The organism is Citromicrobium bathyomarinum, from assembly GCF_038594605.1.
GTDB lineage: Bacteria > Pseudomonadota > Alphaproteobacteria > Sphingomonadales > Sphingomonadaceae > Alteriqipengyuania > Alteriqipengyuania bathyomarina_B.
Window position 1 is genome coordinate 528,654 of sequence record NZ_JBCFZM010000003.1, and the last position, 16,505, is coordinate 545,158.

14 protein-coding genes are annotated in these 16,505 nt (G+C 61.5%); 6 read left to right on the top strand and 8 right to left on the bottom strand.

The window, feature by feature from the left end; genetic code table 11:
* Positions 1-12: 12 nt before the first annotated feature.
* Entirely contained in the window at positions 13-645 is a 633-nt protein-coding gene (locus AAG612_RS13985) for an RpiB/LacA/LacB family sugar-phosphate isomerase (RefSeq protein ID WP_342511117.1), read from the bottom strand.
* A 120-nt stretch (positions 646-765) separates the two neighbouring features.
* Complete coding sequence (locus tag AAG612_RS13990; RefSeq protein ID WP_342511119.1) at positions 766-1,791, bottom strand: LacI family DNA-binding transcriptional regulator; 1,026 nt, start codon at positions 1,789-1,791, stop codon at positions 766-768.
* 168 nt (positions 1,792-1,959) lie between these two features.
* Here AAG612_RS13990 and AAG612_RS13995 point away from each other — a divergent pair, with 168 nt between their 5' ends.
* The 4 genes from AAG612_RS13995 (at position 1,960) to AAG612_RS14010 (ending at position 7,448) form a co-directional block, all read left to right on the top strand.
* A complete protein-coding gene (locus AAG612_RS13995; protein WP_342511121.1) occupies positions 1,960-2,748 on the top strand; it encodes a 2-keto-4-pentenoate hydratase in 789 nt (262 codons plus the stop codon).
* 529 nt (positions 2,749-3,277) lie between these two features.
* Entirely contained in the window at positions 3,278-5,344 is a 2,067-nt protein-coding gene (locus AAG612_RS14000; RefSeq protein ID WP_342511123.1) for an HAD-IIB family hydrolase, read from the top strand.
* Positions 5,341-6,498, top strand: coding sequence for a glycosyltransferase family protein (locus tag AAG612_RS14005; RefSeq protein ID WP_342511124.1), 1,158 nt, complete (start codon positions 5,341-5,343; stop codon positions 6,496-6,498). The genes AAG612_RS14000 and AAG612_RS14005 overlap by 4 nt, the downstream gene beginning before the upstream one ends.
* Positions 6,495-7,448, top strand: coding sequence for a glycosyltransferase family 2 protein (locus AAG612_RS14010; protein WP_342511126.1), 954 nt, complete (start codon positions 6,495-6,497; stop codon positions 7,446-7,448). The genes AAG612_RS14005 and AAG612_RS14010 overlap by 4 nt, the downstream gene beginning before the upstream one ends.
* On the opposite strand, the gene AAG612_RS14015 is transcribed toward AAG612_RS14010, so the two are convergent.
* The gene (locus AAG612_RS14015) at positions 7,340-8,476 is read right to left on the bottom strand and encodes a glycosyltransferase (RefSeq protein WP_342511128.1); all 1,137 of its coding nucleotides are present in this window, start codon (positions 8,474-8,476) and stop codon (positions 7,340-7,342) included. The genes AAG612_RS14010 and AAG612_RS14015 overlap by 109 nt on opposite strands.
* A 94-nt stretch (positions 8,477-8,570) precedes the next feature.
* On the opposite strand from AAG612_RS14015, the gene AAG612_RS14020 reads away from it, so the two are divergent.
* A complete protein-coding gene (locus AAG612_RS14020; protein WP_342511130.1) occupies positions 8,571-9,416 on the top strand; it encodes a Crp/Fnr family transcriptional regulator in 846 nt (281 codons plus the stop codon).
* On the top strand, positions 9,413-10,213 hold the full coding sequence (locus AAG612_RS14025) for a sulfotransferase (protein WP_342511132.1): 801 nt from the start codon (positions 9,413-9,415) through the stop codon (positions 10,211-10,213). The genes AAG612_RS14020 and AAG612_RS14025 overlap by 4 nt, the downstream gene beginning before the upstream one ends.
* Here AAG612_RS14025 and AAG612_RS14030 read toward each other — a convergent pair.
* The 5 genes from AAG612_RS14030 to AAG612_RS14050 all read right to left on the bottom strand — a co-directional run bounded on the left by AAG612_RS14030 (position 10,210) and on the right by AAG612_RS14050 (position 16,381).
* Positions 10,210-11,007 carry an SDR family NAD(P)-dependent oxidoreductase gene (locus AAG612_RS14030; RefSeq protein ID WP_342511133.1) on the bottom strand — a complete coding sequence of 266 codons (798 nt, stop codon included), beginning with the start codon at positions 11,005-11,007 and terminating at the stop codon, positions 10,210-10,212. The genes AAG612_RS14025 and AAG612_RS14030 overlap by 4 nt on opposite strands.
* Positions 11,004-12,197, bottom strand: coding sequence for a zinc-dependent alcohol dehydrogenase (locus tag AAG612_RS14035; protein ID WP_342511135.1), 1,194 nt, complete (start codon positions 12,195-12,197; stop codon positions 11,004-11,006). The genes AAG612_RS14030 and AAG612_RS14035 overlap by 4 nt, the downstream gene beginning before the upstream one ends.
* Positions 12,197-12,853, bottom strand: a complete 657-nt coding sequence (locus tag AAG612_RS14040) for an SRPBCC family protein (protein ID WP_342511137.1) — start codon at positions 12,851-12,853, stop codon at positions 12,197-12,199. Before AAG612_RS14040 ends, AAG612_RS14035 begins: the two co-directional genes overlap by 1 nt.
* A gap of 17 nt (positions 12,854-12,870) precedes the next feature.
* The gene (locus AAG612_RS14045; RefSeq protein WP_342511139.1) at positions 12,871-14,964 is read right to left on the bottom strand and encodes a catalase; all 2,094 of its coding nucleotides are present in this window, start codon (positions 14,962-14,964) and stop codon (positions 12,871-12,873) included.
* 1,174 nt (positions 14,965-16,138) lie between these two features.
* Positions 16,139-16,381 (bottom strand): hypothetical protein, encoded by a 243-nt coding sequence (locus AAG612_RS14050; protein WP_342511140.1) that lies wholly within the window; start codon positions 16,379-16,381, stop codon positions 16,139-16,141.
* Positions 16,382-16,505 lie beyond the last annotated feature (124 nt).

Below are 16,505 nucleotides of genomic sequence, written 5' to 3' on the forward strand. Positions count from 1 at the left end.
TCCCGATCGCAATCAAAGCCCGCGCAGGTAATCGCTGATGCTCTCATCTTTCGAGTTGGCATAGAAGAGCTCGGAGAATTTCTCGCCCGCGATTGCGCTCTTCAGCAGGTCCTGATCCACGGCCTTCAGAACCGTCAGCATGTCATGGCAGGTCTTCGATTTCAGATCCGCGAGCACGCCACGGTTTTTCTTCATGATTGCCGCGCGTTCTTTGGGATAGCCGACGCCGCTTTCACCTTCGAAAAGTTTGCGATAGCAATCCTGAAGATTGAGCTCGGCGGCCCAACCGAAGCCTTTGGCGTAGGGCATGGCGATGGCATTGCCGTCATTGATCTGGGCGAACAGGAACGCGTCGGTCGGGTCGATCACCAACCCGCAGAACACGCCCGGCATGGCATTGGCGGCGAGCATCGAGCCCGAGCCAGTGCCGCAGCCGGTCACCACGAAGTCGGCAGCGCCCGAATTGAGCAGAATGCCGGTCAGCAAGCCGACCATGGGATAGGTCACCTGCGCCTCGTCGTCGGCGGTGTACATCCCGTAATTGTGCACTTCGTGGCCAAGGGGCTCGGCAACGGACGTAAGCGCGTCGTGAATGATGCCGTTCTTCGCAGCTTGGCTATTCTCGTTAATCAACGCGATTTTCATAGAGTATCCTCGTTTCAGTAGAGACTTGTTTCGTTTTCAGTGGCCCTCGATCTCGACGTGAGGAAACCGGTGTCATTACGGTGTGTAGACCGAATCGGAACTGCATTTCAACCTTGCGCTTCAACTTCCTTCGGTTGGCGGAGCAACGGAGTCCCTGGTCACAAGACGGGCGGGGAAGGTTGATGGCAGCGCACCCTCGGACCCGGGATCGATCAATTTCAGCGCGGCGGACTTGGCCATTTCGCGGATCGGCCAACCGACGGTCGTCATCGGAGGCCAGATATGAGCGGCGATCGGGGAGTTGTCGAAGCCGACGATCGATAATTGCTCCGGCACCTTAAGTCCGCGCTCTCTGGCCGCATGATAGGCCCCTGCCGCCATTTCGTCGTTGCTGGCGAAAATTGCCGTTATCTTTGGTTCCCCCGCCAGAAGCCTGGTCGCTGCCTCGATCCCAGAGTTGAACCGATAACTGCCTTGCGCGCTGGCACCTTCCGGCACCTCCAGGCCGTGACGTTTCATCGCCGCCATGAAACCTACGCGCCTTTCGTCGGCAGACCGAAATCCCGACGGCCCCTCGATAATTCCGATCCGTCGATGGCCAATCTCAACCAGATAATCGATCACGGATTCGACCATTTCGCGATCGTTCGACTGTACGAGATGCTCGGCTTCGTCGAGCGCGGCCGAACCCATCCTCACGTAACCGCAACCCATGTCGCGACAGAGTTTCGCCAATTCGTCATTCTCGGAGATAGGCGGCAAAAGAAGCACGCCGTAGAGCCTCTGCAGCTCGAGGAAGCTACGGATATCTTCGAGCATGTCTGGCGAATGGCGATCGACCGGGCGCACCACGAGGGCGAACTCGGTATCGCGTATCGCGTCGAGCACGCCTTCCTGAAAGTTCAGTACGGTCTGCGCATTTGGATTGTCGTGCAGCAAACCTAGCAGGAAATTGCGTCGCAGGGCGAGAGCCCGAGCTTGCGGATTGGGCGTATAGCCAAGCTCTGCAATGACCTTCTGCACCTTTTGAAGGGTCGCTTCCTTGAGCAGCGGCGAGCGATTGATGACCCTGCTGACAGTCTTCTTCGACACGCCTGCAATGCGCGCAACGTCGTTGATCGTCGGTGCCGAACCGGATTTTGGCATTCCGTGAAACCCTTCTCGATTGTTGCGCACATCCTATAGGCGCACCGGGGCGGAAGTGGAGGGCCTGACCGCACCCTATCCGCGTGCAGGAAGTCGGAATCGTTTTGACACCGGTTTCCTTTTTCGTCAAAGTCCAGCAAATTACGCCGTTCTCGAAGGGGGAAACCGATGAATTCCGCAGCGGGAGAGATTGCGCACGCGTTTGTTGAAGCCCGTCGATCTTGGAAATCCGTCTCAACCTATCCAGGTAATCCGCCCGCCGATTTGGCAACCGCATATCGCATTCAGGACGAAGCGCTTTCGATTTGGAAGCGCCGGATCGGTGGCTGGAAAGTGGGCAAGATCAATCCGCCCGCCAGCGAAGCTCTGGGCGCGAACCGGCTAATCGGCCCGGTTTTCGAAGATGCCATCCAGTTCGAAATGGGCGATGGCAATGTGTTCCGGATATTCGACCGGGGGTTTGCTGCAGTTGAAGCAGAGTTCATGCTCCGATTGGCCCCGACAGGGGGGCCTTTGCCCCGTAACCGTCAGGAGGCGATGGACTGGGTGGACGATGTGCGGATCGGGATAGAGGTAGCCTCGTCACCCTATGCCCGGATCAATGTTGATGGCCCCTGTGTGACGGTCTCCGATCACGGAAACAATGCCGGCCTCCTGATCGGCCAGCGCATCGATCGGGAGCATTGGCCGATGCTCGATGAAGTCGACGTGTCGCTCGATATCGATGGCAAGGAAGCAGGCAGGGCCACGACGGCGACGATGCTTGATGGCCCGTTCGGAGCTGTAACTTTTCTCATTCAGAATCTTGCCGAACGCCAGATCGAGCCCCGTGCTGGATGGTGGATTTCCAGCGGTGCGATCACCGGAGTTCACGAAATCGCGCCTGGCGGTGATGCCACTGCATATTTCGAGAATGTCGGAAGTATTACCGCGCGGGTAGATGCCGATCCAACCTGACTGTTGAGCCCCTCGACGTGTGAGATAGGTCTTTGTCGCTACTGGCGCGAAATTGCGCGGAGTGAGCGCATGCGCAAATTTGCGAAGGTCGGAATCGAAGTCAGTTGGGGGCGTTCCAACAAGCTGATGCGGAAAGCATCCCCCCGCATAGTCAGGTAATGAAAAGTTAAGCCTGTCACAAGAAGAGAGGCGGGATTTAGAGCGGGGAATTGCAGGGGATTATGAGGGAATGCGACGTCATTGTCCGTTTTCTATCAGTAATTTCGTTGCGCAAATCGAATTCCGCCCGCTCCGCCACCGGTTCTCTTCTCGCCGATCTGATGCCTGGGCCACTATTCCGCGGAAAACTTCGCAACTTCGGTAATTAGGACTTGTGCGGCCATTCCGGTATGGGATGCGTCTGTTGCCGCGTACGAGTCTTTGAGGGGAGGTACTAAACCGAAAGGCGACTGGCGCTAAATCTCGCATCCCGCTCCCGTCAAAAGATGGGTTGGGGAACGCATATCGGGCCCATCGGCTATGGCCCTGAATGCAATCACTTTTCATCATGCATATCGCGTTGGGCGGCTGTTTGCGGGGCACGCCACGCTATGGACTGACGGAGGATACGGGCGGCCATATCACCTATATCCTGGATGAGGCGAAAGCCATGGCGCGGCGGCGGGACGTAGGCGAGTGCGAGATCGTGACGCGGCTGTTCGAGGACGATCGGCTCGGAACGATCCACGCGGAACCGAGCGAACGCGTTGCGCCGAAACTCACCATCACGCGGATTGATAGTGGCGACAGGCGCTACCTCGCCAAGGAGGCGCTGGCCGCGGATCGCGACGCGTTTGCCACGGCGCTGATCGCCGACCTGCATCAGCGCAACCGGTTGCCCGATGCTATCCATGCCCATTTTGCCGACGCGGCGGATGTCGCCCTGCGCGTGCGCGAGATTTTCGGGATCCCCGTCATCTATACGCCCCACTCGCTCGGCCGTGATAAGCTTGACGCCGGGTGCGCCGTGTCACCCGGTTTTGCCGATCGGCTGGCGGAGGAAGACCGGGCCATAGCAGGGGCGGATGCGGTGATCGCATCTTCGCGCGATGAGTGTGAGCGACAGGTCACTTCCTATTCCGGCGCCCGTCCGGAACGGATTTGGCGCGTCCATCCGGGCATTGACCAGACCCGGGCAAGCCTGGTGGACGAACGGGCCGCAGGCAGCCTGATCGAACCTTTCCTGCGCAATCCCGGCAGGCCGATCATCCTCGCGATCGCGCGCCCTGTTCACAAGAAGAACCTCGCCGGGCTGGTCCAGGCCTTCGCTGACCACCCTCAGCTGCGCGAAATGGCCAACCTCGTCATCCTGCCCGGACTGCGCACCTCGGTCGAGAGCGGCGAGAGCGAACAGGTCGCTGTCATGCGCGAACTGGTCGATCTGATCGATGGGCACGACCTGCACGGATCGGTCGCTTACCCCAGGCACCACGACGCGTCAGCCGTACGCGGGCTCTACGCGCTGGCCGCAAAATCTGGTGGCATCTTCTGCAACCCGGCGATGTTCGAACCGTTCGGGCTGACCATTCTCGAAGCCGCCGTCCATGCGCTTCCCGTGGTGGCGACCGACCGTGGCGGGCCGAGCGACATCGTGGGTGAGATCGGCCACGGCCTGGTGGTCAACCCGGGCGATCCCCCGGCCCTTGGCGCAAGCCTGCATCGTCTGCTGTCGGATCGCGGACTCTACGCCGAATGCGCCCGCAACGCTGCGCGCAAGATCGGCGAGGTCACGTGGGATCGCTACGCCGACCAGTGCATCGCGATCCTGCGCACGCTGCGCAAGGGCACCACCCGCATGGTGGACATGCCGCGTTCGCGCAGGATCCTGCTCTGCGATATCGACAACACGCTCACCGGGTGCCGCCGCTCCGCCCGCGAACTCACCGATTACCTGAAGACCCGGCCCGACATTACCTTCGGCATCGCTACCGGGCGCAGTCTACCAGAAGCGCGACGGCTACTGCTGGAATGGAACCTGCCAGCGCCCAGCATTCTGATCACCTCCGTCGGCAGTGAAATCTATTGGGACGACGAGCACGGTCTGCGCGCGGACACGGAGTACGATGCCAGCATATCAGGAGGATGGAGCACGTCGCGGATCGAGCGGTTGCTGAGCAAGCGCGCGGACGTTCCGCCGCAGCCTCCCATCGAGCAGCGCCGCTTCAAGCGCAGCTATTTTTGTGAAGATCCCGCCTTGCCGGGGCAGATCGAACGCGACTTGATGCGCGAGAGCCTGCCCGCCAAGGTCATTTACAGCCATCACCGCCTGCTCGACATCCTTCCGGCAAGGGCGGGCAAGGGCGAAGCCGCGCGGCATGTGCTCAGGTGCCTCGGACTACCCGACGAATGCCTGATCGTAGCGGGCGATAGCGGCAATGATGCCGATATGGTTCGGGTATGCCGAAACCCCATCATCGTCGCCAACAGCGAACCTGCTCTGATCGAGCAGGGCCGCGATCACGCGGGCGCCTTCATGGCGTCCCGCCCATATTCCGCGGGCGTCCTCGAAGGGTTGCTCGCGCTGACCGAAAAGCACATTTCGAGGAGCGCGGCATGAGCATAGAACAGGGGCCCGTCGGGTACTTTGTCCACCACCAGGGCCGCGGCCATGCGGAGCGGGCTGCGGCGATCGCCAACGCGCTCGCGCCGAACCGCCCGGTGACGCTGTTTTGCGCGCGCGACGACATCTTCCCCGAACTGGCCGGTGGTGTCGAATGTCGGGTGATCCCCTCTCTTTTCGAAGAGGGCAAACCCTCACCGCCCAGCCTAGCCGAGCTCGAAACCCCCGACACGCTGCATTGCGCCCCGGTCGGATGGCCGCAGATCACCAACGCGATCGCACAGATCGTCGGGTGGTTCGACGAGGCACGCCCCACGCTGTTCATCACGGATGTCTCGGCGGAGTTGGGGCAGCTTGCGAGGATCGCATCGGTTCCACACGTTGCGGTACTGCAGCACGGGCTGCGCGACGATCCCGGTCACGTGGCCGCCTATCGCGGCGCCGCGGCATTGCTCGCCCCGTATGACAGCACGCTCGATCAGCCCAACGAGCCGGGATGGAAGCGCGCCAAGACGATTCACGCACCCGGCCTTGGCGTGGATACCGCAAGGCTGGGAGACAAGACCGCCGCCAGACGTCGGCTAGGGCTGGCGGATAACAGGGAATATATCGTGGTCGTGGGCGGCGGCGGCGGTCGCGGTCTGCCCTCGGCACCTCTGACGCTAGGCGCGCGGGCCGAGCCCGACACGCAATGGGTCACCCTCGGCAAAATCGAGAGCGAATGGCACGAGACGCCGCCTGCGAACCTGACCCATCTGGGCTGGGTGGAGAACGCAGAGGACTGGATATCGGCGGCGGACCGGATCGTGTCGAGCGCGGGGAACACTACGGTCCACCTCGTCGCTGCGGCAGCCAAGCCGTGGATCGTGGTGCCGGAATGGCGCTACTTCGGAGAACAGGTCTGCAAAGCGGAAGCGCTGGACCGGGCTGGCGCAGCGGCACACGCGCGTATCTGGCCTTCCAGCGCGCAGGAATGGGCCGGGTACTGGCAGGCGGCTTCGGGAATCGAACCCGAAAACCAGCGCAGGTTGGTCAGCGGGGGAGCGGACCGAAAGGTGGCCGACGAGATCGAAGGCCTGATCGCACGGCTCTGGTCGCACGACCGACCTCCCTCGGCCATCCGGGCAACCTCCGGAGCCAGCACGCAGTGAGCATTTCGGTCTGCACGCTCGCCTTCGGGCGCGAAGAGCATCTCGCCAATCTCGTGCGGGGGCTGTGTGCCAGTACGCGCTTGCCCGACGAGCTCGTGATCGCCGTCATGCAGAGTGCGCCCTTCCGGCTGCCCGATGCGCCTTTTCCCGTCAGGCAGATCATGCTGGGCGCGGATGGCATACCGCTGGCGGCAGGGCGAAACCGAGCGGCTGCCGAAGCCAGGGGCGACCTGCTGGTGTTTCTCGATGTGGACTGCATCCCTGCTTCGCGCTGCGTCGAAGACTATGCGCGCCACGCCGAGAGCCTAGGCGGGTTGCTGATGGGCGAGGTCGCCTACCTGCCCGATGGAGCCGCCATGCCCGGGATAGACGAGGCCCGGTTCGAGCAGGTCGGGGTAAAACACTCCGAACGCGCCGGAGCGCCCAAAGGCACGCATGCTCTTTGCAGCGACTATCGCTGTTTCTGGTCGCTCAACTTCGCAATGACGAAAGAGAGCTTCACGCGGACCGGCGGTTTCGACGAGAGGTTCGTCGGATATGGCGGCGAAGATACCGACTTCGGTCGCACCGTGGCGACACATGAGCTGCCGATATGGTGGGTTCTCGGCGCGAAAGCCTTTCACCAGTATCACCCCCATCACATGCCGCCGGTGCACCATCTCGACAGCGTGCTCGCGAATGCACGTCGGTTCGCTGCGAAGTGGGGGGAGCCGACGATGCAGCACTGGCTTCGCGCTTTCGTCCTGATGGGTCTGGTGGAACGAGCCGGTGACGGGTGGCGTAAGCTGCGCGAGCCTGACGAAAGCGACCTCGAACTGACCCGTCAGCAAGAAAGTGCTCCCTATGCGAGCAGCGCTACCGTGCTCGACTGGCTGGAGGCCCGCGCAGCCTCGCCGGACGCGGACGGCGGCCCGGAAGCCACCCCTGCACCGGCGATCGCGAGCGCGTAGATCGCTTCGTAGCGCTCGATCATCCGTCCGACGGAGAAATGTGTGCGCACCCTCTCGCGGCAGGGCGCTCCATCAAGGTCGTCGGCTGTCGCCATTGTGCGGGCGAGCGCTGCGACGTTTCCAGCAGAAACAAGTTGCCCGCAGTCGCCGAGCACTTCGCGCATCGCGCCACGATCGAAGGCGATGACCGGAACGCCCGCCGCCATCGCCTCCGCCGCGACGAGGCCAAAGGGTTCGTCCCAAATGGGCGTGACTACTGCCGCCCGGGCCTGCGCGACCATCGCGGCCAACGCACTACCGGCCAAATGGCCTTCGTAGGTTATACGGTGGTCGAGGAATGGCTCGACATCGTCCTCGAAATAGGGTCGGTCCTCGATGGTGCCTACGATCTTCAGCCTAACCCCCGCGATCCTGGCGGCAGCCACGGTCTCGCGCAGGCCTTTGGTCGGAGTTATTCGCCCGAACCAGAGGAGGTACTCGGAGCGCACGGGTGCTTCGTGCCAATCGTCCAGCGCAATGCCGTTCGGCACAACGTGCATGTTGTCGCCCGCACGCCCGCTCCACAGCTGACGCTGGTGGTTCGATGTCACGGTGAAGTGCGAGGAGTGCGAATTGCGGGCCCGCGCCACCGCAGCGCTCATCGTGGCGAAGGGTGGAACGTGTTGGGACGTGACGATGGGATGGCCGCTGGCCAAACCCCACTCGATCATCGCTGGCGAAAGCGAATTGTTGTGCACGATATCGAATGAACCGTGCTCGATCTCCCGTTGCGCCCGGCCAAAAGCTTCGTCCTGAAAGTTCTGCAGCCGACCCGATCCATGCCAGTCACGCCAAGGTAGACAGGTCTCGTAGGGGACATCGCAGATAGGATAAAGCTGGCGCGCATCGCTGCCGGGCGCAGCGAACAAGGTAACGTCATGCCCGCGCCGTTCGAGCGCACTCGTCAGTTGATGACAGTGGGACTCCATACCGCCCATGAAAGGCGCGGAGATGGGGTGGCGTATGTGACCGACGACGGCGATTTTCACGGGCAGACCTCAGCGGCGGAGAGATTATCCCAACCAGAACCGCCGGCCTTCCGACTTGGGCCCACAGACGGACAAAAGTTAACCTGTGTGGGAGTTGGAACGCGCTGCGCGAACGCGCGTAAAACACGCCATGAGGGATGACAGGGGTACGATGCGCGAAGAGCTCGCGCAGTTTCCAATGACCGGGCGGTTTCTGGCAAGCCGCCTGCGTCATGCCATGACCGCGCTGGAGAAGGAGCTTCTCGAAAGCCTGGTCGATGACGTGCGTGAGACGAACGGGTACACGAAAATTCTCTCGCGGGGTGATTTCTGCGAATACTCCACCATCCTGATCAAAGGCTTCATGACCCGCGTCATCGAAGATGAAACCGACCGCAGTATCGTCGGCTTGCAGGTGCCCGGTGACTTCGTCGATCTGCACGGATTTGCGCTCAAGCGCCTCGATCATGACCTTTGCGCACTTGGCTACACGCAATTCGGGATCGTCCCGCACGAGCGCCTGCGCGATGTGCTCGAGAACGAGCCGCATCTGGCGCGGCTGTTCTGGTTCGGAACCCTGCTGGATGCATCGATCCATCGGGAGTGGCTGTCAAAGATGGCCAGGTTGCGCGCGGTGGGCCGGATTGCGCATGTCATTACCGAGCTCTGGTATCGCCTGCGCATGGTTGGATTGGGCAACTCGTCCGGCTTCACCACTCCGTTCACCCAAGTGGATCTGGCTCATATTTGCGGGTTATCGGAAATCCACGTCAACCGCTCGGTCCGCGATTTGCGCGAGGGCGAAGTGGTCGACTTCCGTCGCGGAAGAATAACGATCCTCAATGCCGATCGCCTGAAGGAAATGGCGCGGTTCAACCCAGCCTACCTCTACGGCGAAGGTGGGCTCGAGGTCGGTTCGGCGCTAAACAAGGAAGCGGGCGAACGGCAAATGGCAAAGTGAGCATCTATCCGGGCCGTTACGTCTTCGTGGCGGGACTTCATCGGACCGGGACGAGCCTGCTGGCGCGATTGCTCGCCGAGCATTCGGACATTGCGACCATCGAGAACGCGCCCGTTCCGGAAAACGAAGGATGTTATCTTCAGGGTGCCATACCGCATACCGCTCTCCACGGACGACCCGGTCACTTTGCGACCGACCCTGCGCAGCATTTGATAGAGGGGTGCGCGTTCGATACGCGCGAGACCAAGCAGCGCATCGAGTTAGACTGGGCCCGTTGGTTCAGCGGAGGCTCCACCTGGCGGGCCGAAAAATCGCCCGTCAACCTTACGCGCATGCGATTATACCAGCAGCTGTTCCCGACCTGCCAGTTCATCATCATTCTGCGCCATCCCGCGGTCATGGCGGCTGCATTGGCTAAATGGGTGGTCGATGACGCGTCCGAGTTGATAGACTACGGGCTCGACGCGTACGATATCGTCGCTCAGGATTTGCCCTACCTGCATTCGGCATTGGTGATCCGGTACGAGGATTTCGTGGCACGCGACCTGCGGCCTGAGCTGTTCGGTTTCCTCGGTCTCGATCCCGGCGCACCGACAGCGGTCGCACTGCGCGATGGTAACGCAGATTACGATGACCTTCCCCGCATGAGCCAGAGCCAGATCGAACGGGCGAGCCGATGGGGCTATGGAGCGGACGGAGCAGCGTCGCCTTTCGAGCCGATCGTACGCCATCCTTTACGCGCGATCCGGGAAGCGACCATCCGGGCGTTGGCCCGGCAGCCGTTCCGTTTGGCCTAGGCCGCGTGTCGAGGCTTCGCCAGCCGCTCGTGCATCTTCGCTACAAGTTCGTCCGGCAGGATATCTGCGAACGTATCCTGCAGCTTGTTCATGAAGCCGCTGACTTCCTGAGTTTCGCCCTTGAGAAGCGCCTCGTAACCATCGCGCGCGACCTTGGCCGGGTCCGCCTTTTTCGACTGGCCAAGCCCCGTGTTCTCCATATCCGCGCGCTCGAAAAAGCGCGTTTCGGTGATCCCGGGCAGGAGGCACGTAATCACCACCGGAGTCACCTTCAGTTCGTTGGCGAGACCAACGCAGAAGTTGTCGATGAACGCCTTGGTCGCATTATATACCAGGTTGAACGGGCCGGGCATGCTCCCGGCGATGGAACCGGTCACAAGAATGCGGCCCTCCTCGCGCAGGACCATACGGCCACCGATCTTGTGGATCAGCGAAATTGTCCCGGTGATGTTGGTATCGATCGTGGTTTTGACATCGCTCCACGAATGGCCGAGGAAAGCGCCGCCCTGGCCCTGGCCCGCATTGGCCATAAGCACGTCGACCGGGCGATCGCCGATCGTGTTCATCAACTCATCGACACCGCTCTCGGTGGAAAGGTCCGTCTCGAGATACTCGACCGAGGCAGCGCCGCATTCGCGTACGGCACCGGCGGCGGAGGCCAGATCGCGATCCGCCACCAGCAGCAGGTCGCATCCGTCCTTCGCCGCAAGCTTCGCCAATTCGAGCCCGATGCCGCTGGAGGCGCCGGTCACGATGCACAGGCCAGAAAGTCTTTCGACCGGGTTCTTGCTCATGCTGCCGCCCCTTTCTCCATCCCGGGCTTCAGAATAACCTTGGTCCAGCTGTCCTGTTGTTCGCGGAAGTTCTTGTAGCCGCGCGCGGCTTCTTCCAGCGGCAGCCGGTGCGAGATAAGCCACGTGGTATCGAGCGTGCCGTCCTCGATTTTCTCAAGCAGCGGCTTGGTGTAGCGCTGCACGTGGGTCTGGCCCGAATTGACCTTCAGCCCCTTTTCCATCAGCGCGCCTAGCGGAAACTTGTCGGTCATCCCACCGAACACGCCGGGGATCGAGACGCGCCCGCCGGGCCGAACCGCCAAGATCGCCTGCTTGAGCGCAGCGGCGCGGTCTGCGCCCATGCCGACGGTCTGCTTGACCATATCGAGCATATTGTCGACCGCGAAGCCGTGCGATTCCATGCCGACCGCGTCGATCACGGCATCGACGCCGATGCCGCCCGACATTTCCATCAATGCCTCGCGCACCTCGGTCTTGCGGAAATCGATGACTTCCGCGCCCATTTGCTTGGCGAGCTCCAGCCGGTGCGGATAGTGATCGATCGCGATAACCTTGCTCGCGCCCATGACGATGGCGGACTGGATGGAAAAGAGCCCCACCGGGCCGCAGCCCCACACCGCGACCGTATCGTCAGGCTGGATATCCGCATTCTCGGCCGCCATCCAGCCGGTCGGCAGGATGTCGGACAGGAACAGCACCTGATCGTCGTCGAGGTGATCGGGAATGACGATTGGGCCGACGTCGGAAAAGGGCACGCGGGCATATTCGGCCTGCCCACCTGAATAGCCGCCGGTGAGGTGCGAGTATCCGAACAGCGCGGACATCGGATGGCCATAGAGCGTGGCCGACATATCCTGCTTTTCCGCCGGGTTCGAATTCTCGCAGGCGGAATATTGCTGGATTTTGCAGTGAAAGCATCCGCCACAGCTGATCGTGAAGGGTACGACCACGCGTTGGCCCTTCTTTAGCGTGCTGTCCTTGCCGGTTTCCACGACTTCACCCATGAACTCATGTCCCAGGACATCGCCGGGCAATACCCCGGGGATTACGCCATCATAAAGATGCAGGTCGGAACCACAGATCGCGGTCGAGGTAATCTTCAGGATCGCGTCGCGCGGGTTGATGATTTCGGGGTCGGGGACCGAGTCGACGCGAACATCGTGCGTTCCCTGCCAGGTTAGTGCGCGCATTATGTGTTCTCCTGTTGCTTGGCTTCGCGCGTCTCGCTCTTGCGGTGCGCGGACGTGGCGATCTCGCCAGTTTCCATCAGCATCTTGAATCGTTTGAGGTCGTGGCGGGCCTGCACTTCGGGTTCGCGCAGGAAGGCCTTGGCGATCGCGCGCCCGACTGCGCCACCGGGCGCATCGTACTCGATCGTCAGCGACACCCGCGTGCCGCGATCCCCAGGGGCCGGGGTGAAGGTCACCTCACCCCGCGTCTCGATGTCCGAATCTTCGACCGAAGCCCATGCAATGCGCTGGTTTTCCGTCTCGCCGACGATCTCCGTTTTGAGTTCGACATGGGTCTCGCCCGGGGCCTTGATCGTCCAGGTGGCGCGGCTTTTCGTACCGCCCTGCTTGGTGATGCTCTCGACGTTTTCCATGAATTCGGGGAGGTTCGAAAAGTCCCGCCAGAATTCGTAGAGGTCCGATGCCGGTTTGCGGATCGTGACGGTCCGACCGACCAGTGCATGGTCACCATGATTGCTCCGGCGCGCGAATTTGGGGGCGTCGTCACCACCACCCGCGTGCCGGCGGGAGAGGAACGCGCCGAAGGCGGCCGCCCCCAGCGCGACTCCGGCGGCCGCGACGCTACCTGCGATGCCGATTTCTCGATTATGTTTCATGTCGGTATCCTTCCCACTCAGTCCTGCTTGACGCTTTCGCGGGCCCAGAAGCGCAGCTCGCCGCACTTCTCGATGAAGGCGTCCGCCGCGTCCTTGCCGCCCGAAACGTCGAAGAAGCCTTCGTCCATCCAGTTCCACACGCCCGCGCTTTCGAAGAGCGGCTTCACCGCCGGGACGTAGGCAACGAACTTGGCATGGGCGAAGGCGTCGTTGACGAAATCGATGCTCGGCTTGTCCTTGTCGTAGCGATCGGCCGAAGCCTCGCTCATCACCACCGCGACCGCGTCGTAGGTGACCGAGGGGCCGCCATCGATCTTCTCGTCGGCTTCCATCGTGGTGCCGTCGGACAGCTTGGCACCGGCCACATGGGGTGCGACGATCTCGACCATGCCGCCTGCGCCGGTCGCGGCATCCTTCAGCGCCTTCACCACATCCGCATCAGCGCCTTCGGCAATATAGATGCCCAGCTTGCGGCCCTTGAAATTGCCGGGCCCGTTCTTGAGGATCGAGAGCGCGGGGCTTTCGGCCAGATCGGTGATCGGGTCGCGCGCCGCCGGTACCTTTTCGGGCAGTTCGGGAAGGCCGATCCCGTCGGCCACCTCCTGCGCCAGTCCCTCATCGATATGGCGAAGGTGGCCGATCATCCGCTTGCGGATGCTCATGCGGCCGACCTTCGACAGCTCGAAGGTCAGCGCGTTGGCCATATGCGTCTGCTCGACCGGGGTCTGGCTAACGTAGAACTGGCGCGCCTGGCTGTAGTGATCGGCGAAAGTTTCGCTGCGCACGCGCATTTTGGGCCCTTCGACCGGAGCCTCATAGCTCTGGAACCCGTTCATCGGGCAGGCGCGCGGACCGCGATCTTCCTCGGCCCCGTCGCCGTCGCCCCAGCTGTTGGGCTCGTAGTTCACGCGCCCCTTCGGATTGGTCATCGCCATGTGACCATCCTGCTGGAAATGGCGCACCGGGCACTTGGGCGCGTTGATCGGCAGATGCGTGAAGTTGGGGCCGCCCAGACGCTTCAGCTGCGTGTCGAGATAGCTGAAATTGCGCCCCTGCAGCAGCGGATCGTCCGAATGGTCGATGCCAGGCACCAGGTTCTGCGTACAGAAGGCGACCTGCTCGGTTTCGGCGAAGAAATTGTCGACATTGGCGTCGAGCGTCAGCGTGCCGATGATTTCGACCGGGACCTGTTCTTCGGGGATGATCTTGGTCGCGTCGAGCACATCGAAATCAAACTTTTCGGCGAATTCCTCGTCGAACACCTGAATGCCCAGATCCCACTGCGGAAAGTCGCCCGCATCGATCGCATCCCACATGTCGCGGCGATGGAAATCGGGATCCATCCCGTTGACCTTGAGTGCCTCGTTCCAGATCACCGACTGGAGGCCCAGCTTAGGCTTCCAGTGGAACTTGACGAAGTGGCTCTCACCCTTCTCGTTCAACAGGCGGAAGGTGTGGACGCCGAAGCCTTCCATGAACCGGAACGAACGCGGGATCGTGCGGTCGGACATGATCCACATGACCATGTTCATCGCTTCGGGGCTGAGGCTGATGAAGTCCCAGAAATTGTCGTGCGCAGTCTGTGCCTGCGGGAAGCCGCGATCGGGTGCGGGCTTGGCGGCATGGATCAGGTCGGGGAACTTGATCGCATCCTGGATGAAGAACACCGGGATGTTGTTGCCGACGAGGTCCCAATTACCCTCCTGCGTATAGAACTTAGTCGCGAAGCCGCGCACGTCGCGCGCCAGATCGGGCGAACCCTTGTTGCCCGCCACCGTGGAGAAGCGCGTGAAGGTGGGCACCTTCACACCCTCTTCATTGAAGATCCGCGCCCGCGAATATTGCGGGATGGCTTTCTTCAGCTCGAAATGACCATGCACGCCATACCCGCGGGCATGAACCACACGCTCGGGAATGCGTTCGTGGTCAAAATGAAAGATTTTCTCGCGTGCGATCTGGTCTTCGAGCAGCTGGGGCCCGCGCGGGCCGGCAGTCAGCCAGTTCTGATCGTCGGCGATCGGATGACCTTGCGCGGTGGTCATCACATCGTCGTCGCCCTTAGGCTTCTGATGGTTGGCGCCGCCTTTGGACAGGTCGAGTTCGTTCGGCATTGAAGGCTCCCGTGGTTGAGGGGTAATCCCTCTCCAACGGAGCCTTTCGCCTTAGGTTGCATCCCGTCTCGAATATTATTTGTGCTATCGCAGTAATGCGTCGAATAATAACATTTGTGGGGTTCCTAAAACCCCACCAAGCTGGAATTTCTCTGGGTACCGACTGTGTAAAACTGATAAATGATGTCCTTTCCTAAAGGCGGCTTATTCCAGGAACCATCCCGCCCTTCGTCCTTAGCGTTTAAAACGTCCCGCGCGAGCGGTTGACATGCCAAGGCGCGAAGGAAAGACACATGCTCTGCTTCTGTAATTTGACCCGTGGCCGGAGCATCAGCCGTTGGCCCGATCCAGCGAAGCGATGAAATCGGAAGCCCCCATGGACGATAGGTCGGTCCGCAAGCTGAGGAACAGCTATGCTTCCGATGTACGGCCCATGCCAGGCCTTGGCTCGATTCTCAGTGCACCACCCTTCGCGGGACGAACGCGCGTGTCGGGCGCGGAATGGATCAATCCTGCCCGCCCGGCCTATACCCGCGAGCCGTAATGTCGTGTTCTATCTCGGGGAAATTCCCTCGGAGTGGCCGGAAGGTCATTCGATTTGATCGTTCTGTCGGAGGTCCTGTATTTTCTTACAGCCGCAGAAATCGAAACCACCTCGCGCCTTTGCTATCGCTCGCTTCCCAAAGGAGGCGAATGTCCTCTGGTCAACTGGACGGGGCACAACTATCTTCCGATAGACGGGATTGAAGCCTCGAACCTTTTTGCAGACGCCTCCCCCTGGAGCCGGAGCCTGAAATGGGATGAGAACCGATACAGGATCGATCTGCTCCGAAATTCATAAATGAATGCGGGGTATGAGTGGGGGGGCTCGCGGTGGCGCGGGCTATTATTTCGATTTCGAAATCAGTCTAATAGACAATTAGATCGGATCCCACCCGCTCCGCCACCTGGTCTGGGATTTTCGCAAGATCTGCGGCCTGCCCCCCTGAAGCCCGCAATCTCGCGGGGTTCCGCCACGTTGTCCGGTGTCGAAGACTTCGCAACTCGCTCTCTTTTAGCCGAAACGGCCAGATTTCTCTGGCGGCCACTTCGCCACACCGGACTCGGCGACGAGCCGGAACGAGAAGGGGCAGCGCATCGCGCTACCCCTTGCGCATCGCTGGATTGCCGCCGATCAGGTCGGGCGCAGACGCATTGCCTGCTCGCTCCAAGATCTGGGGATCTGATTGGCCGTAGTCAGAGTTGTGCCGTTCAAAGCGGCCGGATGCGTCCCGGCGAGGATGCGGTCGACGATCTCCGGCGACAGGAAGGCGAGCCTCACGACCCGGCTGATCCACGAGGCGTTGATGCCTTGCTCGCGGGCGAGCTCGGCGATCGTCGTTTCCCCGTCGGATGCCCGTCGGGCCGCTCTGGACAATAGCCGCCCGTCTGCAACGAGCCACGATCATCTGGCCGGCATCGGGCGTGGCGCTGTGCGGTCTGCTCTTACGGGGACGGGGTATCTGGCCCGGCATCTGGCTCGGCTCTTTCAGCGTCAATCT

Excerpts from the sequence above, each read along its gene's own strand:
- AAG612_RS14030 (WP_342511133.1), bottom strand. The coding sequence starts at position 11,007 with ATGAGCAAGAACCCGGTCGAAAGACTTTCTGGCCTGTGCATCGTGACC.
- AAG612_RS14045 (WP_342511139.1), bottom strand. The coding sequence starts at position 14,964 with ATGCCGAACGAACTCGACCTGTCCAAAGGCGGCGCCAACCATCAGAAG.
- AAG612_RS13995 (WP_342511121.1), top strand. The coding sequence starts at position 1,960 with ATGAATTCCGCAGCGGGAGAGATTGCGCACGCGTTTGTTGAAGCCCGT.
- AAG612_RS14000 (WP_342511123.1), top strand. The coding sequence starts at position 3,278 with ATGCAATCACTTTTCATCATGCATATCGCGTTGGGCGGCTGTTTGCGG.
- AAG612_RS14035 (WP_342511135.1), bottom strand. The coding sequence starts at position 12,197 with ATGCGCGCACTAACCTGGCAGGGAACGCACGATGTTCGCGTCGACTCG.
- AAG612_RS14005 (WP_342511124.1), top strand. The coding sequence starts at position 5,341 with ATGAGCATAGAACAGGGGCCCGTCGGGTACTTTGTCCACCACCAGGGC.
- AAG612_RS13990 (WP_342511119.1), bottom strand. The coding sequence starts at position 1,791 with ATGCCAAAATCCGGTTCGGCACCGACGATCAACGACGTTGCGCGCATT.
- AAG612_RS13985 (WP_342511117.1), bottom strand. The coding sequence starts at position 645 with ATGAAAATCGCGTTGATTAACGAGAATAGCCAAGCTGCGAAGAACGGC.
- AAG612_RS14040 (WP_342511137.1), bottom strand. The coding sequence starts at position 12,853 with ATGAAACATAATCGAGAAATCGGCATCGCAGGTAGCGTCGCGGCCGCC.